Consider the following 23,672-nt stretch of genomic DNA (forward strand, 5'->3'; position numbering starts at 1 on the left):
AACAGTCTCCTTGGGGATGGTCAGCGCCGGGCCGTCCGCCGGCGCAGGCCGGAGATCAGCGCGTCGAGTTCGGTGAGCCGCAGCGGGCGGGCGAGCAGCGCGAAGACGAGCACCACGACGACGGCTCCGGCGGCCGTCGCCGCCAGGGCCCCCGCCCGCTCGGAGCCGGCGGCCGCCAGGTGGCCCAGCGCGGTGGCGGGCACCGCGGCGAGCAGCAGCCGGGCGTGTGCCGCGACGGCGGAGGACCGCCAGGGCCGGGCGACGGCCAGCCGGCGGCCCAGCACCCGGCCCGTGACCACCCAGCCCGCGCACAGCGCCAGCGAGTACGCCGCCGCCATCCCCGTCACGGCCCAGCGGGCCGGCAGCAGCTGCGCGGCGGCCACGGACAGACCCGCGTTGAGGGCGACGATCACCAGGTTCAGCAGGAAGGGCGTACGGGTGTCGGACAGCGCGTAGAAGGTGCGGGACAGCACGTACTGGCCCGACATGGCGACGAGCCCGGGCGCGAAGGCCATCAGGATCCCGGCCATGGCGGCCGTGTCGTCGGCGCCGGTCCTGCCGTGCCCGAAGACGAGGGCCATCACCGGGTGGGCGAGCGCGAACAGCACGCAGGCGGCGGGGACGACGGCGGCGGCCGAGGTGCGCAGGGCGTGCGACACGTCGCGCCGTACGGCCCCCATGTCCGCGTCGGCGGCCGACGCGCTCATCCGGGGCAGCAGCGCGGTCACCAACGAGACCGTGATGATGCCGTGCGGGACGACCCACAGGACGTAGGCGTTGTTGTACGCGCTGAATCCGGGACCGCCGTCCAGGCCCGCGGTGGTGGCCAGCCGCGTCGTCACCCAGTAGGCGGCCTGGTTGGCCAGGACCAGCAGCACCAGCCAGCCGGCCGACCGCAGCGGGCGGGTCAGCCCGCTGCCCCGCCAGTCGAAGCGGGGCCGCCAGCGGAACCGGGCCGCGCGCAGCGCGGGGACGAGCGCCAGCGCCTGCACGGCGATACCGGCGGTCGTGCCCCAGCCGAGCACGGCGGTCTCGGTGGCGGTGAGCGTGTCCCCACCGCCCATGGCCAGCGCCAGGTACAGGCCGAAGACGGTCATGACGACGACGTTGTTGAGGACCGGCGCCCACATCATCGCGCCGAACCGGCCGCGGGCGTTGAGCACTTGCCCGAGCAGCGTGAACACGCCGAGGAAGAAGATCTGGGGCAGGCAGTAGCGGGCGAACGCGGTCGTCATCGCCGCCTGCGTTCCGCTGTAGTCGGTGTACGCGTCGACGATCGCGGGCGCCGCCCACACCGCGGCGGCGGTGATCACCAGCAGCGCGACGACGCAGACCGTGACGAGCCGGTCGGTGTAGGCGGCGCCTGCGTCGTCGTGTTCCTTGGCGGCCTTGACCAGTTCGGGCACGAAGACGGCGTTCAGCGCGCCGCCGAGGAGCAGCATGTAGACGATCGTGGGCAGGGAGTTGCCGACCGCGTAGCCGTCGGCGGTCGGCCCGATGGTGCCGAGCGCCGCGGCGACCACGGCGGACCGGGCGAACCCGGTGCCCCGGGACACCAGCGAGCCGGCGGCCATGACGGCACTGCTGCGCGCCGCGGACACCGGCCTCGTGTCCTCGCCGACGACGGAACTCACGCCCGCCGCACCGGCGGCACCCCGCTCCGCGCCCGTCTGCGTGGCCGGCCTCACCGGCGGTTCAGATACGCCTGGAAGGCGCGGTAGAGCGTCTGGTTGGCCGTGCCGCTCAACGGTCTCTCCCATTCCCCCAACGTCTCGACGACCTGTCCGCCGGTGCCGAGCTTCCAGCGCAGCAGTCCGTACGCACGTTCGTCAGGATCGAGAGTGGAGGGTACCCCGCGCATGTCGTAGACGTCAGCGCCGAGGGCGTGGGCGTCCAGCAGCATGCGCCACTGCAGCGCGTTGGAGGGCCGGACCTCGCGGCGGTGGTCGGCCGAGGCGCCGGTCTGGTACCAGACCCTGCGGCCCACCGTGATCATCGTGTGGGCGGCGAGGATCTCCCCGCCGTGACGGGCGAGATAGAGCTTCATCCGGCCTGGCTCCTCCGCGTTGAGCGCCGCGTACTGACGCTCGTAGTAGGCGAGCGAGCGGCCGAGCCGGAAACCGTCGCGCTCCTCCGTGACGCGCAGCAGCCGGTAGAACTCGGGCAGTTCCGCCGCGCTGCCCACCACGACCTCCACGCCCTCCTTCTGGGCGCGCCGCACGTTGCGCCGCCACTCCTGGTTCAGCCCGGACCACAGGTCCTCGGCGCCGCGCCCGGCGAGCGGCACCCGGAAGACGTGGCGCGGCTGGGCGTCCCCGTCGTCCCCGGCCCCGTCACCGCCGCAGCGGCGCCAGCCGCGGGCCCGCAGCCGTTCGGCGACGGCGGTGCCGAGCGGGTCGACCTCGCTGGCGAGGACGTCCCGCAGGTGTCTGCCCGGGCCGGTGAGCGACTTCAGCAGGGCGGCGTCCCAGCTCCGGTACGCCGGCGAGGGGCCGATGCGCACGGCGAAGGCGCCCGAGCGGCGCAGATGCTCCAGCAGCGGGGCGAGCCAGCCGTCGAGGTCCGGGTCCGCCCAGTCGGCGACGGGACCTTCGGGAAGGTAGGCGAAGTACTTGCGGGTGCCGGGGAACTGCCGCAGCAGCACCAGGGCCACCCCGGTCAGCTCGCCGGCCTCCGGATCCGGCCCCCAGCCGAGCAGCTGGGCGCGCCAGCCCTCCTTGACGCCGGCCCAGGACGGGCACTGCAGGAAACCGGCGCCGAGCGCCGCGCCGCGCGGGGAGGCGAGGAAGGCGCGGTAGGTCTCGGCGGTGACGGGTCCGAGCCTGAGGTCCCGGTTCCGTTCCTCGTGCTGGCGGCCGGGCGGTACGAGCAGCGCTGACACGGTCTGTGAGCCTCTCCTTCTCCCCGGCTGTCGCGGGGACGCAGAGGATGCTCACAGCCGCCCGTGACCGTCCCGCGCGGCGAATGTGACCGGACGACGACCGTTCCCCACCAGTCGCCGTCACATTGCCCGGACGCCGCTGACCAGGACTTATCCGGCTCTAGAGTCACGACATCTTCCGCCTTGTCCGTCACCACGGAGGTCCCGTTGTCCCGCACACCCATACGCGTCCACGCCCTGGCCCGAACCGTCCGCGCCCGCGCCCTTGTCCGCACCGCCGTCGCCGCGGCCCTGCTGGCGCCGCTCGCCGCCTGTTCCGCGGACTCCGCTCCCGCCGCGCCGGACGCGGGCAAGGGCGGGAAGGACGGTGACCGTCCCGTCGCCGTCACGGTCACCCCGACGGGACGGCAGGCCGCGGCCGGTGAGCGGGTGAAGGTCACCGCGGCGGGTGGCCGCCTCACCTCGGTGACCGTCACCGACGCCGAGGGCCGGCGGCTCGCCGGCGCGGTCGCCCGTGACGGCCGGACGTGGATCTCGGACCGCAAGGCCGTACCCGGCACCGCGTACGAGGTGACGGCGGCGACCCGGACGCGGGGCGGCACCGCCGGCACCACCCGGGCCTCCTTCACCACGTCCCCGGCGGACAAGGTCAACAAGGTCGACTGGCGACCGGGCACCGGCACCACCGTCGGGATCGCCCAGCCGATCTCACTGGTCTTCGACAACCCCGTCGAGAACCGGGCCGAGGTCGAGAAGCAGCTGAAGGTCACCACCTCGAACGGCACCGAGGGGTCCTGGGGCTGGATACGCGACTGGTCGGGCCGGGACCGGGTGGACTGGCGGCCCGAGACGTACTGGAAGCCCGGGACCAAGGTCACGCTGAACGCCGAACTGAACGGCACCGACTCGGGCAGCGGCGGCTGGTTCGTCCGCGACTACACGAGCACCTTCACCATCGGCGCGCGGCAGGTCGTCGAGGTCGACCTCGACAGCCACCGGCTCACCCTCGTCCGCGACGGCAGGACGGTCCGGCGCATTCCCGTCTCCGGCGGCACGCCCGGCGGCGACAAGCGCTCCTGGCGCGGTACCGCCGTGCTGATGGCCAAGGAGGGCACCATCAACATGAACTCCGAGACCGTCGGCCTCGGCGACGCCTACGACAAGATGGTCGACTACTCGATGCGGCTGACCTGGTCGGGGATGTACGCGCACGCCGCCCCGTGGAACGCCCGCTACTTCGGCAACGCCAACCGCAGTTCGGGCTGCATCGGGATGAGCGACGCGGACGCGGCCTGGTTCTACGACCAGGTGCGGCCCGGCGACCCGTTCGAGATCACCGGCAAGGACACCAAGGGGGTCGTCGAGCCGGGGAACGGCTTCGGCGCGTGGAACCTGTCATGGGCCGAGTGGCAGCGGCGGAGCGCCCTGCGCTGATCGCGGCGGCGCCCGCAGCCCTTCGCCCCTTCGCGGACGTGGTGCCTAGCCCTGTCCCGGGTTGCGACGCAGAAGGTAGGTGTCCATGATCCAGCCCTTGCGCTCCCGGGCCTCGGCCCGCAGGCTCTCGATGCGCGGCGCGGCCTCGGCGATCGGGCCGGAGACGGTGATCTCGTCCGGGGTGCCGAGGTAGGCGCCCCAGTAGATGTGGATGTCCTGGTCGGCGTACTCGCGGAAGGTCTGATGGGCGTCGAGCATCACGACGACGTCGTCGACGCCCTCGGGGAAGCCCTCGGAGAGCCGCCGCCCGGTGGTGATCTGCACGGCACCGGCCACCCGGTTCAGCCCCGTGCGATGCCGCGCGACCAGCGACGAGACGCTGCTGATGCCGGGCACCACGTCGTACTCGAAGGCCACGGCGCCCCGACCCAGCACCTCCTCCAGGATGCCCAGCGTGCTGTCGTACAGCGACGGATCGCCCCACACCAGGAACGCGCCGGTCTGGTCCTCGCCCAGCTCCTCGAGGATCAGCCGCTCGTAGATGTCGGCGCGGGCGCCGCGCCAGTCGCCGACGGCCGGCGAGTAGGCCGCGCCGTCCGCGCGCCGGTCCCGCTCCGGATCACGGGCCTCCACGATCCGGTAGGTGCCCTCCGGTACGTGCGTCTTCAGCATGTCCCGGCGCAGCCCCGTGAGATCGGACTTCACCTCGCCCTTTTCGAGCAGGAAGAACACATCCGTGCCGCGCAGCGCCCGGACCGCCTGGAGGGTGAGCTGGTCGGGGTCGCCCGCGCCGATACCGATGACATGAATCTTTCGCACGCCCCGAGTCTGCCGTACGGCACTGACAGCGCCGCCACCGCCCGTGCCCTCACGCCCCGTACAGCCGGGGCGCGCGGGTCCGGGCGTCCACCACCGCGGCCCCGCCGACCCCGTCGGAGCCGTCCGCCCCGGCCTCCACCACGCCCGCCAGCTCCCGCGCCCACGCCACCACGCCGGTCAGATCCATCCCGTACACGTCCGGCCGCCCGGACGACTCCGCCCACGCCTCCACCGCGCCCGCCCCGCGCCGCAGCAGCCGCGCCCCGCCGGTGACGTTGCCGCGGGCCGAGTGGGTGAGCCCCACGGCGAGCTGGGCGAGGCCCCGCCACAGCGTGCGCTCCTCGTCGGGCCCCGACTTCCAGGCGTCCTCGAACACCTCGTGCGCGTGGAACGGCTTCCCCGCGTCCAGCAGCGCCTGCGCCTCCGCCACGGTCTCCTCGGGCGTCCGTACGACCCCCTCCGGCTGCCGCTCCACGCCCGGCGCCCCGTACGGCAGCGGCCGCCCGAGCCCGTCCCGCGGCCGCGCGTTCCGTGCCCGCCCCTCCGCGTCCCGGTCCCGCGCCACGGCCGCCGCGCCTTCCGCGTCCCGGCCCTCCGACGTGCTGCTTCCGCGTCCCTTTCCACCCATACGACGATTGTGCCGCCCGGTGCCCCCTTCGGCGCCGCCGGGCCCGTGGGGTAAAGTTCTGTCCGCGCGATCACGCGGGTCACCGCGGGAGGACGCACCGGGACGTGGCGCAGCTTGGTAGCGCACTTGACTGGGGGTCAAGGGGTCGCAGGTTCAAATCCTGTCGTCCCGACTTTTCGAAGTCGCAGGCCGAGGGGCCGTTTCAGGGCATCTGAAACGGCCCCTCGGCCGTTTTCGCCGTTCCCCGCGTCGCACGACGGCCTCGGAAATCAGGAAGCCGAATACATCGCACGTTGTTGCGCGCATCCCATGATCGGGATAAGGCGGCCTGATGATATTACCGAACGGTAGTCCTGTTCATCTCCGTGGCCTCGCAGGCCGCCATCAGATGGGCGACGGACGCCAGCGTGATGTGCCGGTGCCAGCCGGGGAAGGAGCGGCCCGCGAAGTCGCGCAGGCCGACGCCGTCCGAGATGGCCGCGCAGTCGCGGGTGACGACGCCGGGCAGGCGGGTGAGCCGCAGTGCGGCGGTGACGGCGGAGGGGTCGAGGTTGGTCAGCCACAGGCGCCGGCCGGCGCGGCGGTCGGGGCGCCGCTCGTCGAGGAGTGTCATCGGCTCCCGCCGCGGCGGCGGCGCCACCACGGGGATCATCACGCCGGTGGTCCGGCCGTCACCGGGGTTCGCCGGGTGCCGCACGTACGGCAGCGACTCGGCCAGTTCGCCGGCGGCGCGCAGCAGATCGCCGTACATGGGCAGCCTCGACCGGTCGATGCGCACCGGTGTCACCGGGCTCACCCGCACCACGAACGGCAGTCCCGTCGTCGTCAGGAAGCGGGCGATGGCCATGCCATTCACCTCGGGGATGTCCACGACCACCGGCAGCCGCCGCATCCCGGCGATGTGCAGCAGCCCGTGGACGGCCTGCTGCACGCACTCCTCGACGGTGCCGTACGCGGCGTTCTCGGGAACGCTCGCCCGCCGCCGGAGGGGGTCGGCCGTCCAGCGGGCGGACAGCCGCAGCTGCCAGTCGACCGGTACGGCCGACCGCTGCGACGCGAGCCAGGTGCCCACCGCCTGCTGACCGTTGACGGTGCCCATCGGGGTGGGCTGCGGATCGGTGCCGACGGAGTGCGGCCCGGTCTTCGGGATCAGCGTGGAGCCGATCACCCATGCCTCCGGGGCCAGGACGCGCTGCGCGTGCCGGGCCGCGGCGTGCCGGATCGGCATCCACTCCCAGGGCGAGGTGCTGATGAAGTGGTGCACGCTCTGCTGCGCGGACGCCCCGTCGAACTGCGCCGCGATGCTCTGCAGCGTCTTGCGGCCGGGCACCGACAGCAGCCCGCGGACGTACCGCTCGGCCTTCACCCGCTGCCCGTTGAGGTGCAGGGAACCGAAGAGTCTGCGGCAGGCGGCTGCGTCCAGGGCCGTCGGCATCGTCGCCGCCGGCCGTCGGACCGTCGTGACCGAATGTTCCCGCACGTTGCGCATCGTCGTCCCCCCGTGACCGCAAAAAAGGACTCTCGTCCTGTTTTTTATACGAGGGTACGCCGGACGCAGCCGTATGTTTTCGGCCAATGACGTTCGGAGGGGCGCTCTCTCCGCGCCGGGGCGGTGGCGGGAAGCGGAACTGGCGTAGTCCACAGGCGAGTCGGGTCCATCGGGAGGGCCGTTGATGGTGGTGGCCTCGCGTCCGCGCTCGGAGGGGTGGGAAGCGCTCTCTGCCGGAACGCGTTGTGCGCACACGCCCCTTCGCACGTATTTTTGGCCAAAACCGAACGGAGGGCCGGTACTTTAAACGGCACTGGAGCCTCTCCGACTCAGGGGGAACGTTGTACGACATCACTCTCGACCGTCGCCCGACCGCTCAGGCCGGTCTCGGCGCATACGCCCATCTCAAGCGGCAGGAGCATCTGCTCGTCACCGGCTGGAAGCGCCTGGCCGCGCACGACTTCACCCTGCGTGTCAGGTGGCCCGCCGTGCGGGGGGACCTGCCGTACGACCCCCGCGTCCTCGCGCAGACGATCCGGCAGACCGGACTGGTCGTGGCGCACGGCGCGTACGACGTCCCGTTGACGCACCAGACCATGCTGAGCACCCTCGACTTCACGATCAGCCCCGGGCTGCGCATACCCCGCGGGCGGACGTCGGCGCTGGACGTGCGGGTCACCGTGTCCGAGGGCGGGGGCAGAAGGCGTACCACGCGCGCGCTGCACATGACCTTCCAGGTGCTCATGGACGGGGCCGTGGTGGCCCGTGCCGAGAGCGAGTTCGGCTGGATCCCGGAGCGCGTGTACACGAGGGTGCGCGGTGACCGGCGCCATGTCGACTGGGCGGCCTGGCCGTTGCCTGCGCCTGTCGACGCGGCGTCGGTCGGCCGGGTCTCCGCCGTGGACGTGATGCTGGGCGCCGGCGACCGCCCGGACCGCTGGCTGCTGCGCAACGACCCCGACAACCACCTGCTCTTCGACCACCCCGTCGACCATGTGCCCGGCCTGGCCCTGCTGGAGGCCGCCGACCAGGCGGCGCGCGCCCTGCGCGGCCCGGCGCCGTTCACGCCGGGCCGTATCGAGGCGGTCTACTGGCGCTACGTCGAGTTCGACCAGCCCTGCTGGATCGCGGCCGAGCCGCTGCCCGAGCCCGGCGCCGTCCGCGTCACCGGCACGCAGGAGGGGGAACCGGTCTTCCGCGTCGACTTCCGCGCGGGGGAGTGAGGACAGCCCGCGGAGTGGGCCTCGCGCGGGCGCGTGTCCGTCAGCGCGAGGCCGGCTCTTCCCTCGGCACCCAGCGCAGGGCGAGGACGCCCAGGGCGAGGCAGAGCAGGCTCGCCACCCCGATCGCGGCGTGCAGGCCGTCGACGAAGGCGTCCTCGGCCCGCGCGACGGTGGCCGCCGTCAGGCCCGGCTCGGCGAGGGTCTCGTCCAGGGTGCCCGCCACGTCGGGCCCCGTCAGCCGGAACACCGCGGCGGCGAGCGAGCCGAGCAGTGAGATGCCCAGCGCGTTGCCCAGTTCGTTGCTGGTCTCGGCGATCGACGCGGCCGATCCGGCGCGCTCGGCCGGCACCGCCGCCACGGCGGTGTCCGCGACCAGGCTGAAGGAGAAGCCGTAGCCGACACCCGTGACGACCGAGGAGGCGACGAACGCCGCCACGCCGTGCTCGGTGGTCGTCAACAGCAGCAGGAGCAGGCCGCCTCCCATGAAGAAGTGCGAGGTGATCAGCGCCGCCCGCTTGCCGATCCGCTCGACCACGCCGCTCGCCCCGACGCACGCGGCGGTGAGCACGGCCGCGCCCGGCAGCACCAGCAGAGCCGCCGTCAGGACACCGTGGCCGAGGACGGACTGGAGGTAGACGCCGGTGAGGTAGCCGGCCGCCGCCCAGGCGACGAGTGACAGCACGCCGGTGAGGATCGCGACGGTGAAGACGCGGTCCTTGAACAGCCGCAGGTCGAGCAGCGGGTGCTCCAGGGCGAGTTGCCGGCGGACGAACCACACCAGGAGCGCGACGCCCAGCGCGCCGGTGATCGCCTCCGTGGCGGAGAAGGCCTCCGCGGCGGCCGACTTGACCGCGTGGACGGCCAGCAGGATGCCGACGGCGGACAGGACGACGCTGAGCGCGTCGACCCGGCCGGGGTCGGTGGTGCGCACCTCGCGCAGCAGCACCGGGGCGAAGGCGACGAAGAGCACCACGACCGGGATGTTGATCAGGAACACCGATCCCCAGCCGAACCGGCTGAGCAGCAGGCCGCCGAAAACCGGTCCGACCGCGAATCCGGCGGCGAAGGTCGCGGCGAAGACGCCGATGGCCCGGGAGCGTTGCCTCGGGTCGGGGAAGAGGCCGCCGATGATCGCCAGGCCGGCGGGCAGCAGGGTCGCGCCGCCGAGGCCCATCAGGGCGCGGCAGGCGATGAGCGTCTCCGGGTTCGGGGAGAACGCGGCGCCCGTCGAGCCGATGCCGAAGACGACGGCGCCGGTCAGCAGGAATCTGAGCCTGCCGTACCGGTCGCCGAGGCTGCCGAAGGCGATGAGCAGGGACGAGACCACGAAGCCGTAGATGTCCAGGATCCACAGGGCCTGGTCGGTGGTCGGCGTGATCGCGGACGTGATGCCCGGCATCGCGAGGTAGAGCACGGAGCCGTCCATCGCGACGAGGGCGACCGGGCCGAGCACGACGAGCAGACCCAGCCAGGCTCGTCGGTCGGCACGTTCCGCGACTAAGTCGGAGGAAGTCACGGGGCAACCTTTCGGGAGAAGGCGCGAATCGGTTCGGGAAACGCGGGAAACGCCGCATACGGCGTACGCGGAATGCGTGGCGTACGGTGTACGCGAATTTCGTGCGTACGGCGTACGCAAGCTGTTGGGTATAGTAACCCATGACCATCAACGCGCAAGGCAGGCAAGCGAGTTCACCTGGGCTGTCGCGACGTGCCATCGTGGCGACAGCGGTTCGGGTCGCCGATGCCGAGGGTGTCGGCGCGCTTTCCATGCGGCGGCTGGCGAACGAACTGAACTCGGGCGTCATGTCGCTCTACCGCCATGTGGCGAACAAGGACGCGCTGCTGACCGCCATCACCCGGGCGGCCTGTGACGAACACCCTTATCCCGAGCCCGCGCCCGCGGACTGGCGCGAGGCGATGCGGCTCGCCGCGCGGCAGGACTGGAAGGTGTACACCGCCCACCCCTGGGCGCTGGTCACGTCCAGCTCCGCCCGGCACTTCTCGGACACCTCGTGCCTGGACTGGATGATGGACGCGCTCGCGGACCTCACCGACGACCCCGACCTGGCGCGGTCGTTCTCCATCGCCGTGTGGTCGTACGTGCAGGGCGTGTGCATCCAGCATGTGGCGCAAGAGCTGCTGCCCGCCGGGGACAGGCCCGAGCAGTCCCCGCTGCGGGCCACCGAGGAGGACTTCGAGACGGGGCTGGAGACCCTGCTCGACGGGATGGAGCAGCGCGCCCGGCACGCCGGCCCGGCCCTCCGGGAACCGCGCTCCGCGCCCGCCTTCCCGGCCGCCCCGGCACAGTGAGGCGGACCGGCCCGGCGCGCTATCGTTCCTGCCATGATCGCCATACGGTTCGACCGCTTCGGCGGTCCCGAAGTCCTCACGCCCGTCGAAGTCGCCGCCCCGGAACCCGGTCCCGACGAGCTGCTCGTCACCGTCGAGGCGGCCGGGGTGAACTTCGCCGACATCCACCAGGCGGACGGCTCCTACCTGGACCCCGGCCAGCTGCCCCACATCCCCGGCAGCGAGGTCGTGGGACGCACCGACGACGGCCGCCGGGTGCTGGCGAAGGTCTCCCACGGCTACGCGGAGCAGGCGGTGGCCAAGGCGTCCGCGGTCGTGGACATCCCCGAGGACCTGGACGCCGGGGCGGCGCTCGCGCTGCTGGTGCAGGGGCTGACGGCCTGGCATCTGCTGCGCACCGCCGCCCGCCTGGGCACCGGCGAGACCGTCGTCGTGCACTCCGCGGCGGGCGGTGTCGGAAGCCTCGCCGTACAGCTGGCCCGGGAGTTCGGCGCCGGGCGGGTGTGGGCGCAGGCCTCCACGCCCGAGAAGCGGCGACTCGCCCTGGACCTCGGCGCGGACGCCGCCGTGGACTACCCGCTGCCGGAGCGGGCGGAGGTCATCCTCGACGCCGTCGGCGGTGAACTCTTCGACCACGCCCTGGACTCGCTGGCCTCCGGCGGCCGGCTCGTCACCTACGGCAACTCCGCGCGCACCGGCTTCACCCCCCTTGACCCGGCCCGGCTCAGCCGGCTCAACGCCGCCGTCGTCGGCTTCTGGCTGCGCCCCACCCTCGCCGCGCCCGGCGCGTTCGCCGGCCCGCTGAAGGAACTGCTGTCGCTGACCGCGCAGGGCAGGCTCAAGCCGGTGGTGCACCCGGCGTACCCGCTCACCGAGGCCCGCCGCGCCCACGAGGACCTGCTGGCCCGGCGCACGACCGGCAAGGTGGTCCTGCACCCCTGAACGTGGTGCCGGGACCTGGACCGAACGGGGTAGCCTCCAGCATGACCAGTGATCTTCTCGCCGGGAAAGTCGTCCTCGTCACCGGGGCGAGCAGCGGCATAGGCGCCGCCGCGGCCAAGGTGTTCTGCCAGGAGGGCGCGACGGTGGTGCTCGCCGCGCGCCGCGAGGACCGGCTGGCCGCGCTGACCGAGGAACTGCGGGCGAAGGGGGCCGAGGCCGCGCACGTGGTGTGCGACGTCTCCGTCGCCGAGGACGCCGCGCGGGCCGTGGAGTTCGCCGTCGCGGAGTACGGACGGCTGGACGGGGCCTTCAACAACGCCGGTGTCGGCGGCGACCGCACACCGCTGCACCTGATGTCGGACGACGTCTACGACACCGTCATGGACGTCAACGTCCGCGGCGTGTGGAACTGTCTGCGGTACGAGATCGCCGCCATGCTGAAGGGCGGCGGGGGCGCCGTCGTCAACAACAGCAGCGTGGCCGGGCTGGTGGCGATCCCCGCCGCCGCGCCCTACATAGCCGCCAAGCACGCGGTGGTCGGGCTGACCAGGGCGGCGGCCGACGAGTACGCACAGCAGGGGATCAGGGTGAACGCCGTCGCCCCGGGCACGACCCGAAGCGAGATCACCGAGGACTGGTTCCGGCGCAACCCGGGCCTGGAGCAGACGGTCAACGCGATGACCCCGCAGGGCCGTACCGCCGAGCCGGAGGAGATCGCCGCCGCCGCGGCCTGGCTGCTGAGCGACCGCTGCCCGTTCCTGACCGGGACGGTGCTGCCCGTCGACGGCGGTTTCGTCAACCAGTGACAATCACGGCGGACGCGGAGCCGGAGGCGTCACGGTCTCCCGCTCCGCGTCCCTCGTACGGGCCCCGGAGGCGGGCCTTGGTAACATACCGAGCCTTCGGTAGTTTAATCATTGACCTATCAGTGTTCCGGGACGGCGGTGCCGGCCGGGGCGCTGGGGAGAGTGTGGGGGCGGCCGAGTGGCGCGGCAGGAGCGTGCGATCCGCACGCGTGAGTCCATTCTGGAGGCCATGGCGAGCCTCTTCATCGAGGTCGGGTACGAGGCGGCCACCATCGCGGCGCTGGTCGAGCGGACCGGACTGACCCGGGGCGCCCTGTACTTCCACTTCCCGACCAAGGAAGCCATGGCGCACGGCGTGCTCGCCCGCGCGGTGACTCGCGAGGGGATCCTCCCGCAGACGTACAAGCTCCAGGAATGGGTCGACCTCGGGCTCCTCCTCGCCCACCGGCTGCCCCGGGAGCCGATGCTGCGCGCCGCCGTCCAGCTGTCCGTCGACCCCAAGGCGCGCAGCCTGTTCGGCACCCGCTGGCCGGACTGGATCGACGTCGGCCAGGACCTGCTCGAGGAGGCCAAGGAACGCGGCGAGCTCCAGCCGCACGCCGTGCCCGCGGAGATCGCCCGGCTGACCGTCGGCGCCTGGACCGGGGTGCAGCTGGTGACCGAGGCGCTGCCGGACGGACTCGGGCTCTCCGAGGAGATCGCGCGGCTGTACCAGCTGATCCTGCCCAACGTGGCCAGCATCGGCGTCCTCGCCAAACTGGACACCTCCCCCTACCGCGGGGCGCGGCTGCTCGAGGCGGAGGAGCGCTCCGCGTGAACTCCCTTGACTCGAAGCGCACTTCAGGCTGAAGGCTCCCGTGCGTGCCCCGGCCCGCGGGCACGGACGGGAAGGACCACCATGCAGTACCGCACGCTCGGCACGGACCCGGCGCGCCGCCGCGAGGTCGGCGTCCTCGCACCGGACACCTCGACAACCCCGAGGGACTGTCCGCGAAGGTGATACGGCAGGCGGCCGAGCGCAGCAGGATGGGGGTACCGCCCGCGCGGGCGTAGCCGAGCGTGGGGGAGGCTCGGGGTGGAGCGTCTCGACCTGCTGTACGCGCACACCTGGTGACGGTCGCGCCGGTCTCCCGGGCCACTTCGCGCAGCACCGCCAGCCGGGCCGGGGTGCCGGGGTGTTCGTAGTCCGGGGGGCAGCGGTTTGTCCTCGCGGACGTAGGCGCCCGCCGGCAGCGGCGAGTAGGCGACCAGGGTGAGGCCGGGCTCCGCCCGCAGGTAGCCGAGGAGTTCGGGGCCCGCGTGGCCGAGGCTGCCGTCGGCGAACTGGACGGTCGGTACGTCGAAGCGGGGGCGCAGCAGGCTGTGCTGGCGTCGCCCGGCTCGAGGAGAACCTCGCCGCCGTAGACCTTGAGCTGACGCCGGATCAGCGGGTCCGGCTGGACGCCGCGCACTGAGCCGGGTGGGCCCCGTTGTGACAGGCCTGTGACCGGAGGTGTGGCTTCCGCCACGGACGCGGCGCGTCCGGCCCGGTGATGATCGCCGGATGCGTACCGCCCTCCCGGCCCTGCTCGCCGGTGCCGCCCTGCTGCTGACCGCGTGCGGCACCGAGACCGCCGGCACGCCCGGCACCGCGGCATCGGGGCCCGCGTCGGCGCGCCCCTCGGCGTCGGCGCCGCCCGGCGACCCCGACGACCTGGAGCGGGACGGCGTACGGATCACCGCGCTGACCCCGTCGTCGCCGGACGGGTCCGGGCGGCCGGTCACGGCCGCGTACGAGGTCACCAACGAGCACTCCGAAGCGGTGACCTACACGGTCACCTTCACCTTCGCGGACGAGGGCGGCAGGGGGCTCGCGAACGTCGAGGAGACCGTGCGGGACGTGGGTCCGGGACGGACGGTGCGAGGGACCGTCGCCGGGGACGGCATGGCCCGCAGCGCCACCCGCGCGGTCCTCACCGAGGTCCTGCGGGTCCCTGCCGACGAGGCGCCCGCCGCGTCCGGCGCCTGTCCGCCCTCCGGGATCCGGGTCACCGCGGACGAGGGGGACGCCGCCATGGGACTGCGGGTCGTCGGGCTGTCCCTGGAGAACTGCGGCACCCGCGTCCGGCACGTCGACGGGTATCCCGGGATCGCCCTGCTCGACGCCGACTGGCAGCCGGTCACCGGCGTGGACGTGCTGCGCGGCAGCGGCGGCATCGCCACCGTGACCGGCTTCGACGATCCGCCCGGGCCGGTCGCCCTCGCCCCCGGCGAGCGCGTGACCGCGGGCCTGATGTGGCGCAACACCACCGGCATGGGCACCGCGGTCACCGTGCCGTACGTCCGCGTCACGGCGCTGCCCGGCGCCGACCCCGTGATGGTGGCCCCGCATCTCGATCTCGGCACCACCGGCAAACTGGGGGTCAGCGCCTGGCAGCGCCCGCCGGCGTCCTGACGGGGCCGGTCAGGGCCTGACGAGCAGCTGGAAGTCGAAGGAGTACCGCGAGGCGCGGTAGATGTGGGTGCCGTACTCCACCGCGCGGCCGGTGTCGGCGTACGCCGTGCGCTCCATGGTGAGCAGGGCCGCGCCGTCCCGTTCCTCCAGGAGCGCGGCCTCCTCGGCGGTGGCGGAGCGGGCGCCCACGGTCTGGCGGGCGCTGTGCAGGGTGAGGCCGGCCGCGCGCATCATGCGGTACAGGCCGCTCGACTCCAGCCGGGCGGTGTCCAGGGCGAGCAGATCCGCCGGAAGGTAGTTGCGCAGGAACGCCACCGGCTGCCCGTGCGTGAGGCGCAGCCGTTCCAGGGCGGTGACCTCCCCGCCCTCCGGGACGCCGAGCGCGGCGGCCACGCGGGCGGGGGCCGGTATCCGCTCCTGGCGCAGGACGCGGGTGGCCGGACCCTGCCCGGCGGCCTCCAGGTCGTCGTAGAGGCTGCTCAGTTCCAGTGGCCGCCTGACCTGGCTGTGCACGACCTGGGTGCCGACGCCGCGGCGGCGCACCAGCAGCCCCTTGTCGACGAGGGTCTGGATGGCCTGACGGACCGTCGGCCGGGACACCCCCAGGCGCGCGGAGAGGTCGACCTCGTTGCCCAGCAGGTTCCCCGGGGCGAGCGCCCCGTGCCCGATCGCCTCCTCGAGCTGGCGTGCGAGCTGGTAGTACAGGGGGACCGGGCTGGTGCGGTCGAGTGCGAACGGCACGGCATCGAGAGCGGAGACGGTCGTCGCCACCGGAACACCTCCTGCGGGCGGTCGAAACCCAGGTGTAGGCCGGGCGCCACCCCCTTGTCAATGCTTTGTACTTACATTCGGACCTGCTTGTGAAATGATGTCTTAACAAAGTATTGACAGCGGGCTTCCCAAGGGATGGAATCCGGTCTCAACGCAAGAGCCGTGCTTCCCCCGTCGCACAGTGAGGTGCAGGAAAGATGGACCGCTCTCCTCGGGACCGCTCGTCCCGCTCCCGCTCCCGCAGCATCACCTCAGCGCTCGCCGTGGCAGCGGCGGCGGCCCTCGTCCTCGCGGGCTGCTCCAGCGGCTCCGGCGGCAAGAAGGCCGAGGAGTCGGCGGACGGCGCCGCCGCGGGCAAGGCCTCCACGCCCCGGATGACGGTCGCCCTGATCACCCACCAGTCGCCCGGCGACACCTTCTGGGACATCGTCCGCAAGGGTGCCCAGTCCGCCGCCGACAAGGACAACGTCGAACTGGTCTACTCGGCCGACCCCAACGCGGGCAACCAGGCCGGCCTCGTGCAGAACGCCATCGACCAGAAGGTCGACGGCATCGCCGTCACCCTCGCCAAGCCGGACGCCCTCAAGGACGTCATCAGAAAGGCGAACGCGGCCGGGATACCCGTGGTCGGCCTCAACTCCGGGGTGAGCGAGTGGAAGAAGCTCGGCCTCATGGAGTTCTTCGGGCAGGACGAGACCGTCGCCGGTGAGGCGCTGGGCAAGCGGCTGAACGAGTCCGGCGCGAAGAACGCCGTCTGCGTCATCCAGGAACAGGGCAACATCGGCCTCACCCAGCGCTGCGACGGCGTGAAGAAGACCTTCTCCGGCAGCGTCGAGACGCTGTACGTCAACGGCACGGACATGCCGTCCGTGCAGTCCACGATCACCGCCAAGCTCAAGCAGGACAAGGCGATCGACCACGTCGTCACGCTCGGCGCCCCGTTCGCGCTGACCGCGGTCAAGTCGGTGTCCGAGGCGGGCAGCGACGCGAAGGTCGCCACCTTCGACCTCAACAAGCAGCTCACCGGCGCCATCAGCGAGGGCACCATCGAGTTCGCCGTGGACCAGCAGCCCTACCTGCAGGGCTACCTGGCGGTCGACTCCCTCTGGCTCTACGAGAACAACGGCAACTACAGCGGCGGCGGTGAGCAGCCGGTGCTGACCGGTCCGGCGTTCGTCGACAAGTCCAACGTCGAGCGGATCGCCGCGTTCGCCGCGAAGGGCACCCGGTGATGGGCATGGCTCGGCAGGCTGCGCCGGCGGTGGACACGCCGCCGGCCCCCGGCCCGGGACCGACCGACGGGCGGACCGCCCGGCGCCCGCCGGCACTGCGGCTGCTCGCCCGTCCCGAGGTGGGTGTCCTCCTCGGTGCCGTCGCGGTGTTCGTGTTCTTCCTCGTCACCGCGCCGCCGGTGCGCGACGGCAGCTCCATGGCCAACGTCCTCTACCAGTCGTCGACCATCGGGATCATGGCCCTGCCGGTCGCGCTGCTGATGATCGGCGGAGAGTTCGACCTGTCCTCCGGGGTCGCGGTGATCACCTCGGCGCTCACCGCGAGCATGGTCAGCTACCAGCTGACCATGAACGTCTGGGTCGGCGTGCTCGTGGCGCTGGCCGTGTCGCTGGGCGTCGGGCTGTTCAACGGCTGGATGCTGGTGAAGACCGGACTGCCCAGCTTCCTGGTCACCCTGGGCACGTTCCTGATGCTGCAGGGCGTCAACCTCGCCGTCACCAAGCTGATCACCGGGAACGTCGCCACGGACGACATCAGCGACATGGACGGCTTCGACCAGGCCAAGGCGATCTTCGCGTCGTCCTTCGACGTCGGCGGCGTCCAGGTGAAGATCACCGTCGTGTGGTGGCTGGTCTTCGCGGCGCTGGCCACCTGGGTGCTGCTGCGCACCAAGTACGGCAACTGGGTCTTCGCGGTCGGCGGCAACCAGGACAGCGCGCGGGCGGTGGGCGTGCCGGTCACCTTCACCAAGATCTCGCTGTTCATGCTGGTCGGCTTCGGCGCCTGGTTCGTCGGCATGCACCAGCTGTTCTCCTTCAACACGGTGCAGTCCGGGGAGGGCGTCGGCCAGGAGCTGATCTACATCGCGGCGGCCGTGATCGGCGGCTGTCTGCTCACCGGCGGCTACGGCTCCGCGATCGGCCCCGTCTTCGGTGCTTTCATGTTCGGCATGGTGCAGCAGGGCATCGTCTACGCCGGCTGGAACCCCGACTGGTTCAAGGCGTTCCTCGGCGTGATGCTGCTCGGCGCCACCCTGATCAATCTGTGGGTCCGCAAGACCGCGACCCGGAGGTGACCCACCCCATGACCAGCAGCGACGTCATCGACCGGCCTCTCGTCGAGCTGCGCGAGGCCGGCAAGTCCTACGGCAACATCCGCGCCCTGCACGGCGTCGACCTCGCCGTCCACCCTGGCAGGGTGACCTGCGTCCTCGGCGACAACGGCGCCGGCAAGTCCACCCTCATCAAGATCGTCTCCGGGCTGCACCAGCACACCGAGGGCGAGTTCCTCGTCGACGGGCAGCCGGTGCGCTTCACCACCCCGCGCGAAGCCCTCGACAAGGGCATCGCCACCGTCTACCAGGACCTCGCGACCGTTCCCCTGATGCCGGTGTGGCGGAACTTCTTCCTCGGCTCCGAGATCACCAAGGGCCCCTGGCCCGTCCGCCGCCTCGACATCGAGACGATGAAGCGGACCGCCGACGAGGAACTGCGCAACATGGGCATCGTCCTCGACGACCTCGAACAGCCCATCGGCACCCTCTCCGGCGGCCAGCGCCAATGCGTCGCCATCGCCCGCGCCGTCCACTTCGGCGCCCGCGTGCTCATCCTCGACGAGCCGACCGCCGCGCTCGGCGTCAAACAGTCCGGCGTGGTCCTGAAGTACATCGCCGCCGCCCGCGACCGCGGCCTCGGCGTCATCTTCATCACCCACAACCCCCACCACGCCTACATGGTCGGCGACCACTTCAGCGTGCTGCGTCTCGGCACCCTCGAACTCTCCGCCGACCGCAGCGAGGTCAGCCTGGCGGAGCTGACCAACCACATGGCCGGCGGCGCCGAACTCGCCGCCCTCAAGCACGAGCTGTCCCAGGTCCGCGGCGTCGACACGGAGGAACTCCCCGACGACCCGGACTCCCGGACCCCCGGCGCGTCCCCCTCGGAAGGAAAGTCCTGACATGGCCCCTGTGCTCGACCGCATCCGGGTCGGCTCCGCCCCCGACTCCTGGGGCGTCTGGTTCCCCGACGACCCGCGGCAGGTGCCCTGGGAACGCTTCCTCGACGAGGTCGCCGAGGCGGGCTACTCCTGGATCGAACTCGGCCCGTACGGCTATCTGCCGACCGACCCGGCCCGCCTCACCGACGAGGTGGCCGAGCGGAACCTGAAGGTCTCCGCCGGCACGGTCTTCACCGGCCTGCACCGCGGCCCGGCCGTCTGGGAGCCGACCTGGGAGCACGTCAGCCAGGTCGCCGCCCTCACCCAGGCGATGGGCGCGCGGCACCTCGTCGTCATCCCCTCCTTCTGGCGGGACGACAAGACCGCCGAGATCCTGGAGCCCGCCGAACTGACCCGCGAGCAGTGGGCGCATCTGACCCAGGGCATGGAACGGCTCGGGCACGAGGTGAAGGAGACCTACGGTCTCGACATCGTCGTCCACCCGCACGCCGACACCCACATCGACACCGAGGCGCACGTCGAGCGCTTCCTCGACTCCACCGACTCCGACCTGGTCAACCTCTGCCTGGACACCGGGCACTACGCCTACTGCGGCGGCGACAGCGTCAAGCTGATCGAGACGTACGGCGAACGCATCGGTTACCTGCACCTCAAGCAGGTCGACCCGGAGATCCTGGCCGACGTGGTGGCGAACGGGGTGCCGTTCGGCCCGGCCGTCCAGCGCGGGGTGATGTGCGAGCCGCCGTCCGGGGTGCCGGAGCTGGAGCCGGTCCTGGTGGCGGCCCAGCGCCTCGGCGTCGAGCTGTTCGCGATCGTCGAGCAGGACATGTATCCCTGCGAGCCGGACAAGCCGCTGCCGATCGCGGTCCGCACCCGCAGGTTCCTGCGTTCGTGCGGGGCATGAGGGCCTGAGAGGACAGAGGGTTCCGCGGGGCAACCCGGCGGTGTGTTCCCGTGCCGCCCGACCGCCCGTCCAACGACCGATCAGGAGTCGTCCGCCCCGGCGCGCCGCCGTCCGCCCCGCACCAGCAGCACCACGCCCGCGGCCGTGAGGACGGCCCCCGACGCGGCCGCCGCGACCGGCGCGGTCGAACCGACCGCGCGCAGCCGGGCGTTGTCCTCCTGGGCGCGGCTCACCGCGAACTCCTGGGTGGCCGCGGTGTGGGTCAGCTTCGGGACGTCCAGCAGCACCACGGCGTCCTTCTCGGCGCCGGGGGCGCGCAGCGTGCGGCGCGGGCCGGTCTGCGCGAACAGGGTGCGGCCGGTGGCCTGGTCGACGACCAGCCGGACACCGTGGTTCGCGTACCACTCCTCGGCGAGCACCTGGTCGGCGCCGGGCCGGCCGACCAGCGCCCCGGGCACCTGCCGGGTGCCGACCTTCGTCGGCGGGACCGTGCCCGTGAAGACGTAGCCGCGATGCCCGCGGATCTTCTCGGTGCCCCGGTACGACAGCGTGATCGTCGAACCGAGCTGGCTGTCCCACCAGCTGTAGGCGCGCTTCTGCACGTCGAAGGGGAACTTCAGGTACGCCTCGCCCTCGTGGTAGGGCTGCTCCCGGCAGCAGTGCGCGGGCAGGTTGGTGGCGCGGTGGGTGACCCAGCGGTCGGTGGAGAAGTCCAGCGCGTCGTGCGGATCGGCGGCGGGCAGTGTGTCGTCGGTGTCGACGGTGGTCACCACGTCCCAGACGGCCTTGCCGCTGCGTTCGCTGTCGGCGACGTCGCCGCGCACCCGCTGGGTGACGGTGATCCGCCGGTCGCGGACCGTCTCGGCCTCGCCGGTGTCGAAGTAGCTGCCCGTTCCGGTGTAGACGGCGGTGACGTCGATGTCGATCGGGTTCACCGCCGCGCGCGGTTTGACGTACCAGACCAGCATCGGCGCGAGGACCAGCAGGAAGACGCCCAGTCCCAGCAGGACCAGGGAGAGGGGCGAGGTGCTACGGCGCATCGGCACTCCGGCACTCCAGGGCTCCGGGGCAGCGGCGGCCCCGCTGCCCGGAGAACGTACGGGCGGCCCGTACGGCGCGTCTACGCATCCAGGTGACAAAACCGGCCCCGCACCGGCGTTCAGGAACCCGCCGCGCTTCCCTCCTTGTGCCGCCGGTAGTGCCGGGCCACCCGGGTGCGGTTGCCGCAGCGGGTGGGGGAGCACCAGCGGCGGCGGGGGTGCGCGGGCAGGAACAGCAGCACGCAGTCGGCGGCCTCGCACTCCTTGAGCCGGGCCACCGCCGGGTCCGCCAGCAGGGCGGCGGCGGACTCGGCGAGCAGCGCGGCCAGCCGGACGCCGAGCGGGCCGCCGCGGCGGGGCGGGGCGACGACCGCCGTGCCGTCCCAGACCGGTGCGCGCACCGCCGGCGCGGCGCGCTGGGCGTCGGCCAGGCCGCGCAGCGCGGACTCGGGCGGCCGCCGTCCGGCCAGCAGGGCCCGCAGCGCCGCCTCGGTGTGGTCGCGCACGGCGTGCACGGGGGCCAGGTCGGCCGCGGTGGGGGCGGTGCCGTCGGCTTCCCCGCCGAGCCGGTCCGCCTGCCGGGCGAGCCAGGCGGCGAGCCGGTCCGGGGTGCCGAGCAGGTCCGCCCGGCTCCCGCCGCTCAGCGGGCGGGTGTTGACGAGGTCGAGAGGCAGGGGTTCGCCTGTCGGGGGTTCACCGGCGTACACAACTCTAATGCTACATAAAGCGATTGACCCGTTAGGAGGCGGAAGCGTATGACTGTCGCATGACCACCTCGGCGATCGCACCGCGCATCAGCCCGCCCGCCCGCACCGCCCACCGGCACATCGATGTGGACGGGGTCGACGTCTTCTACCGCGAGTCCCTGCCCGACCGCCCGGACGCCCCCGTCCTGCTGCTCCTGCACGGCTTCCCGTCCGCCTCGCACCAGTTCCGGCGGCTCATCGACACCCTCGGCCGGCACCACCGGCTGATCGCCCCCGACTATCCCGGCTTCGGGCACACCCGCGCCCCCGAGGACTTCACCTACACCTTCGAGCGGCTGACCGACGTCGTCGAAGGCTTCACCGAACGGCTCGGACTGACCCGGTACACGATGTACCTCTTCGACTTCGGCGCCCCCGTCGGCCTGCGCCTCGCCCTGCGCCGCCCCGACCGGGTCGCCGGACTCGTCGTGCAGAACGGCAACGCCTACCTCGACGGACTGTCCGACGCCGCCCGCGAGTTCACCGCCCTCACCCCCGACACCCCGGGCGCCGAACGGACCGTCCTCGACCTGTTCACCCTCGCCGCCACCCGCGCCCAGTACGAGGGCGGCACCGCGGACCCGGCGCTCATCGCCCCCGAAGGCTGGCTGCTCGACCAGCACTTCCTCGACCGGCCCGGCCGCAAGCAGGCCCAACTCGCCCTCGCCTACGACTACAAGAGCAACCTCGCCGCCTACCCGGACTGGCAGGCCTGGCTGCGCTCCCACCGCCCGCCGGCCCTCGTCACCTGGGGCACCGGCGACCCCTTCTTCACCCCCGACGGCGCCCGCGCCTACCTGCGCGACCTGCCCGACGCCGAACTGCACCTGTTCGACACCGGCCACTTCGCCCTCGAGGACCACCTGCCCGAGATCGCCCCGCTCATCGCCGACTTCCTCGACCGCACCTGGAACCCAGCCGCCCCGGAGGCCTCGTGATCATCCGCACCCTGACCGACGCCGACATCGAGCGCGTCCTGCCCCTGCTGCCCGACGGGCAGATCGGCGTCTGGGCCGACGCCGACACCTTCCGCGAACGCCTCGGCACCGGCGAGTACCGGCCCGAGTGGACCTGGCTGGCCGAGGACGACGGCGAGCCGTACGCCCTGGCCGCCTGGTGGGGCGGACCGCACGACACCCGGCCCGCCGCGCTCGACGCGCTCAACGTCCGCGACCTCGACGGCACCGACGACGCCCGTACGGAGCTGGCGGCCCGCCTGCTCACCGCCGCGCACACCGCCTTCGCCGAGGCCGGAGGCGAGACCCCGCCCGCCTACCACGTGCTGCTCCCCGGCGACTGGCGGGAGCGGCCCGAGGCGGTCGCCGCCCTGCGCTGGCGGCAGGAGGCCGCCCGCCGCGCCGGGCTCACCGCCTCCCTCGAACGGCTCCGCTTCGAGTGGACCCCCGAGGCCGGCGTCCCCAAGCCCTCCGACCGGCTGCGCTTCCGCGCCGAGCCGGACGACGAGGTCTTCGTCGGCCTGTTCCGCCGGGTCCTGGACGGCACCCTCGACTCCGAGTCAGGCACGGGCGCCGCGACCGTCGGCGCCGAGGCGCAGGCGCGGGCCGACGTCGCCTTCTACCGCGACCAGATGCCCGGCGACCGCGCCTGGTGGCGGATCGCCGAGACCCCGCAGGGCCGGCCGGTCGGCTTCGCGCTGCCCTCCCGCAACACCGCCGTGCACGTCGTCGGCTACCTCGGCGTGCTCCCCGAGCACCGCGGCCACGGCTACGTCGACGACCTCCTCGCCGAGACCACCCGCTTCCTCGCGGACGACGCGGGAGCGGACGCCGTACGCGCCGACACCGACCTGGCGAACGTCCCGATGGCGGCCTCGTTCACCCGTCTCGGCTACCACAACTTCGCCCGCCGCCTGGTGCTTTCGGCGCCGTGACCCCCGGCCGCCCGGCCCGGTGACCGCCGTCCGGACGCGCTCGGCGGGCGGGCCGGGGGAGGGTGTGGAAGATTGCGGACAGAGGGAAGCCGGGTGCGGGCTCGTTGTCCCCCACAAGAGTGCTGCTCGGGTGCCCGCCCCCGGCCTCCCTCGACGACGGCCTAC

Annotated in this window: 22 protein-coding genes, 1 tRNA gene and 1 pseudogene; 14 read left to right on the forward strand and 10 right to left on the reverse strand. The window is 72.7% G+C overall.

Annotation, left to right across the window (positions count from 1 at the left end; genetic code table 11):
- Positions 1-20: 20 nt before the first annotated feature.
- Entirely contained in the window at positions 21-1,760 is a 1,740-nt protein-coding gene (gene murJ / locus AMK31_RS32615) for a murein biosynthesis integral membrane protein MurJ (protein ID WP_079187029.1), read from the reverse strand.
- Positions 1,685-2,881 carry a lipid II:glycine glycyltransferase FemX gene (locus AMK31_RS32620; protein ID WP_073944332.1) on the reverse strand — a complete coding sequence of 399 codons (1,197 nt, stop codon included), beginning with the start codon at positions 2,879-2,881 and terminating at the stop codon, positions 1,685-1,687. The genes murJ and AMK31_RS32620 overlap by 76 nt, the downstream gene beginning before the upstream one ends.
- A 207-nt stretch (positions 2,882-3,088) precedes the next feature.
- On the opposite strand from AMK31_RS32620, the gene AMK31_RS32625 reads away from it, so the two are divergent.
- A complete protein-coding gene (locus AMK31_RS32625; protein ID WP_079187045.1) occupies positions 3,089-4,315 on the forward strand; it encodes a L,D-transpeptidase in 1,227 nt (408 codons plus the stop codon).
- 45 nt (positions 4,316-4,360) lie between these two features.
- Here AMK31_RS32625 and cobF read toward each other — a convergent pair whose 3' ends face one another.
- Positions 4,361-5,134, reverse strand: a complete 774-nt coding sequence (cobF, locus tag AMK31_RS32630) for a precorrin-6A synthase (deacetylating) (protein ID WP_073944333.1) — start codon at positions 5,132-5,134, stop codon at positions 4,361-4,363.
- Between the two features lie 49 nt (positions 5,135-5,183).
- The gene (locus tag AMK31_RS32635) at positions 5,184-5,762 is read right to left on the reverse strand and encodes a DUF309 domain-containing protein (RefSeq protein WP_073944334.1); all 579 of its coding nucleotides are present in this window, start codon (positions 5,760-5,762) and stop codon (positions 5,184-5,186) included.
- A gap of 98 nt (positions 5,763-5,860) precedes the next feature.
- Here AMK31_RS32635 and AMK31_RS32640 point away from each other — a divergent pair.
- Positions 5,861-5,934, forward strand: a tRNA-Pro gene (locus AMK31_RS32640).
- Between the two features lie 165 nt (positions 5,935-6,099).
- Here the strand turns inward: AMK31_RS32640 and AMK31_RS32645 are convergent.
- A complete protein-coding gene (locus AMK31_RS32645; RefSeq protein ID WP_443333945.1) occupies positions 6,100-7,251 on the reverse strand; it encodes an IS701 family transposase in 1,152 nt (383 codons plus the stop codon).
- A 341-nt stretch (positions 7,252-7,592) separates the two neighbouring features.
- Between AMK31_RS32645 and AMK31_RS32650 the strand changes: the two genes are divergently transcribed.
- The gene (locus tag AMK31_RS32650) at positions 7,593-8,474 is read left to right on the forward strand and encodes a ScbA/BarX family gamma-butyrolactone biosynthesis protein (RefSeq protein ID WP_073944335.1); all 882 of its coding nucleotides are present in this window, start codon (positions 7,593-7,595) and stop codon (positions 8,472-8,474) included.
- A gap of 40 nt (positions 8,475-8,514) precedes the next feature.
- Here AMK31_RS32650 and AMK31_RS32655 read toward each other — a convergent pair whose 3' ends face one another.
- Positions 8,515-9,900, reverse strand: a complete 1,386-nt coding sequence (locus AMK31_RS32655) for an MFS transporter (RefSeq protein WP_198948621.1) — start codon at positions 9,898-9,900, stop codon at positions 8,515-8,517.
- 290 nt (positions 9,901-10,190) lie between these two features.
- Here AMK31_RS32655 and AMK31_RS32660 point away from each other — a divergent pair, with 290 nt between their 5' ends.
- The 4 genes from AMK31_RS32660 to AMK31_RS32675 all read left to right on the forward strand — a co-directional run bounded on the left by AMK31_RS32660 (position 10,191) and on the right by AMK31_RS32675 (position 13,349).
- On the forward strand, positions 10,191-10,784 hold the full coding sequence (locus AMK31_RS32660) for a TetR/AcrR family transcriptional regulator (RefSeq protein ID WP_158074566.1): 594 nt from the start codon (positions 10,191-10,193) through the stop codon (positions 10,782-10,784).
- Between the two features lie 33 nt (positions 10,785-10,817).
- Positions 10,818-11,726 (forward strand): quinone oxidoreductase family protein, encoded by a 909-nt coding sequence (locus tag AMK31_RS32665; protein WP_073944338.1) that lies wholly within the window; start codon positions 10,818-10,820, stop codon positions 11,724-11,726.
- 41 nt (positions 11,727-11,767) lie between these two features.
- Complete coding sequence (locus tag AMK31_RS32670) at positions 11,768-12,532, forward strand: glucose 1-dehydrogenase (RefSeq protein WP_073944339.1); 765 nt, start codon at positions 11,768-11,770, stop codon at positions 12,530-12,532.
- A gap of 178 nt (positions 12,533-12,710) precedes the next feature.
- Positions 12,711-13,349 carry a ScbR family autoregulator-binding transcription factor gene (locus AMK31_RS32675; RefSeq protein ID WP_073944340.1) on the forward strand — a complete coding sequence of 213 codons (639 nt, stop codon included), beginning with the start codon at positions 12,711-12,713 and terminating at the stop codon, positions 13,347-13,349.
- A gap of 289 nt (positions 13,350-13,638) precedes the next feature.
- On the opposite strand, the pseudogene AMK31_RS41805 reads toward AMK31_RS32675, so the two are convergent.
- Positions 13,639-13,900: pseudogene (locus AMK31_RS41805) on the reverse strand (aldo/keto reductase); the annotation flags it as partial.
- A 175-nt stretch (positions 13,901-14,075) separates the two neighbouring features.
- Between AMK31_RS41805 and AMK31_RS32685 the strand changes: the two are divergent.
- Entirely contained in the window at positions 14,076-14,966 is an 891-nt protein-coding gene (locus AMK31_RS32685; RefSeq protein WP_073944341.1) for a DUF4232 domain-containing protein, read from the forward strand.
- A 9-nt stretch (positions 14,967-14,975) separates the two neighbouring features.
- Here AMK31_RS32685 and AMK31_RS32690 read toward each other — a convergent pair whose 3' ends face one another.
- On the reverse strand, positions 14,976-15,737 hold the full coding sequence (locus tag AMK31_RS32690) for a GntR family transcriptional regulator (RefSeq protein ID WP_073944342.1): 762 nt from the start codon (positions 15,735-15,737) through the stop codon (positions 14,976-14,978).
- A gap of 197 nt (positions 15,738-15,934) precedes the next feature.
- Here AMK31_RS32690 and AMK31_RS32695 point away from each other — a divergent pair, with 197 nt between their 5' ends.
- The 4 genes from AMK31_RS32695 to AMK31_RS32710 are packed head-to-tail and all read left to right on the forward strand — an operon-like array spanning position 15,935 to position 19,830.
- Entirely contained in the window at positions 15,935-16,969 is a 1,035-nt protein-coding gene (locus tag AMK31_RS32695; protein WP_073944343.1) for a sugar ABC transporter substrate-binding protein, read from the forward strand.
- Complete coding sequence (locus AMK31_RS32700; RefSeq protein ID WP_073944344.1) at positions 16,969-18,045, forward strand: ABC transporter permease; 1,077 nt, start codon at positions 16,969-16,971, stop codon at positions 18,043-18,045. Before AMK31_RS32695 ends, AMK31_RS32700 begins: the two co-directional genes overlap by 1 nt.
- An 8-nt stretch (positions 18,046-18,053) precedes the next feature.
- Positions 18,054-18,926, forward strand: a complete 873-nt coding sequence (locus tag AMK31_RS32705; RefSeq protein ID WP_073944493.1) for an ATP-binding cassette domain-containing protein — start codon at positions 18,054-18,056, stop codon at positions 18,924-18,926.
- 1 nt (position 18,927) lies between these two features.
- Positions 18,928-19,830 (forward strand): sugar phosphate isomerase/epimerase family protein, encoded by a 903-nt coding sequence (locus AMK31_RS32710; protein WP_073944345.1) that lies wholly within the window; start codon positions 18,928-18,930, stop codon positions 19,828-19,830.
- An 80-nt stretch (positions 19,831-19,910) separates the two neighbouring features.
- Here AMK31_RS32710 and AMK31_RS32715 read toward each other — a convergent pair whose 3' ends face one another.
- Positions 19,911-20,870, reverse strand: a complete 960-nt coding sequence (locus AMK31_RS32715; RefSeq protein ID WP_073944346.1) for a DUF3068 domain-containing protein — start codon at positions 20,868-20,870, stop codon at positions 19,911-19,913.
- Positions 20,871-20,989: 119 nt separating this feature from the next.
- Positions 20,990-21,577: a CGNR zinc finger domain-containing protein gene (locus AMK31_RS32720; RefSeq protein ID WP_073944347.1), complete on the reverse strand. Its 588-nt coding sequence runs from the start codon at positions 21,575-21,577 to the stop codon at positions 20,990-20,992.
- Between the two features lie 59 nt (positions 21,578-21,636).
- Between AMK31_RS32720 and AMK31_RS32725 the strand changes: the two genes are divergently transcribed.
- Positions 21,637-22,554 carry an alpha/beta fold hydrolase gene (locus tag AMK31_RS32725; protein ID WP_073944348.1) on the forward strand — a complete coding sequence of 306 codons (918 nt, stop codon included), beginning with the start codon at positions 21,637-21,639 and terminating at the stop codon, positions 22,552-22,554.
- On the forward strand, positions 22,551-23,507 hold the full coding sequence (locus AMK31_RS32730) for a GNAT family N-acetyltransferase (RefSeq protein WP_073944349.1): 957 nt from the start codon (positions 22,551-22,553) through the stop codon (positions 23,505-23,507). The genes AMK31_RS32725 and AMK31_RS32730 overlap by 4 nt, the downstream gene beginning before the upstream one ends.
- Positions 23,508-23,672: the final 165 nt, after the last annotated feature.

Source organism: Streptomyces sp. TSRI0107, assembly GCF_001905845.1.
Classification (GTDB): Bacteria; Actinomycetota; Actinomycetes; order Streptomycetales; family Streptomycetaceae; genus Streptomyces.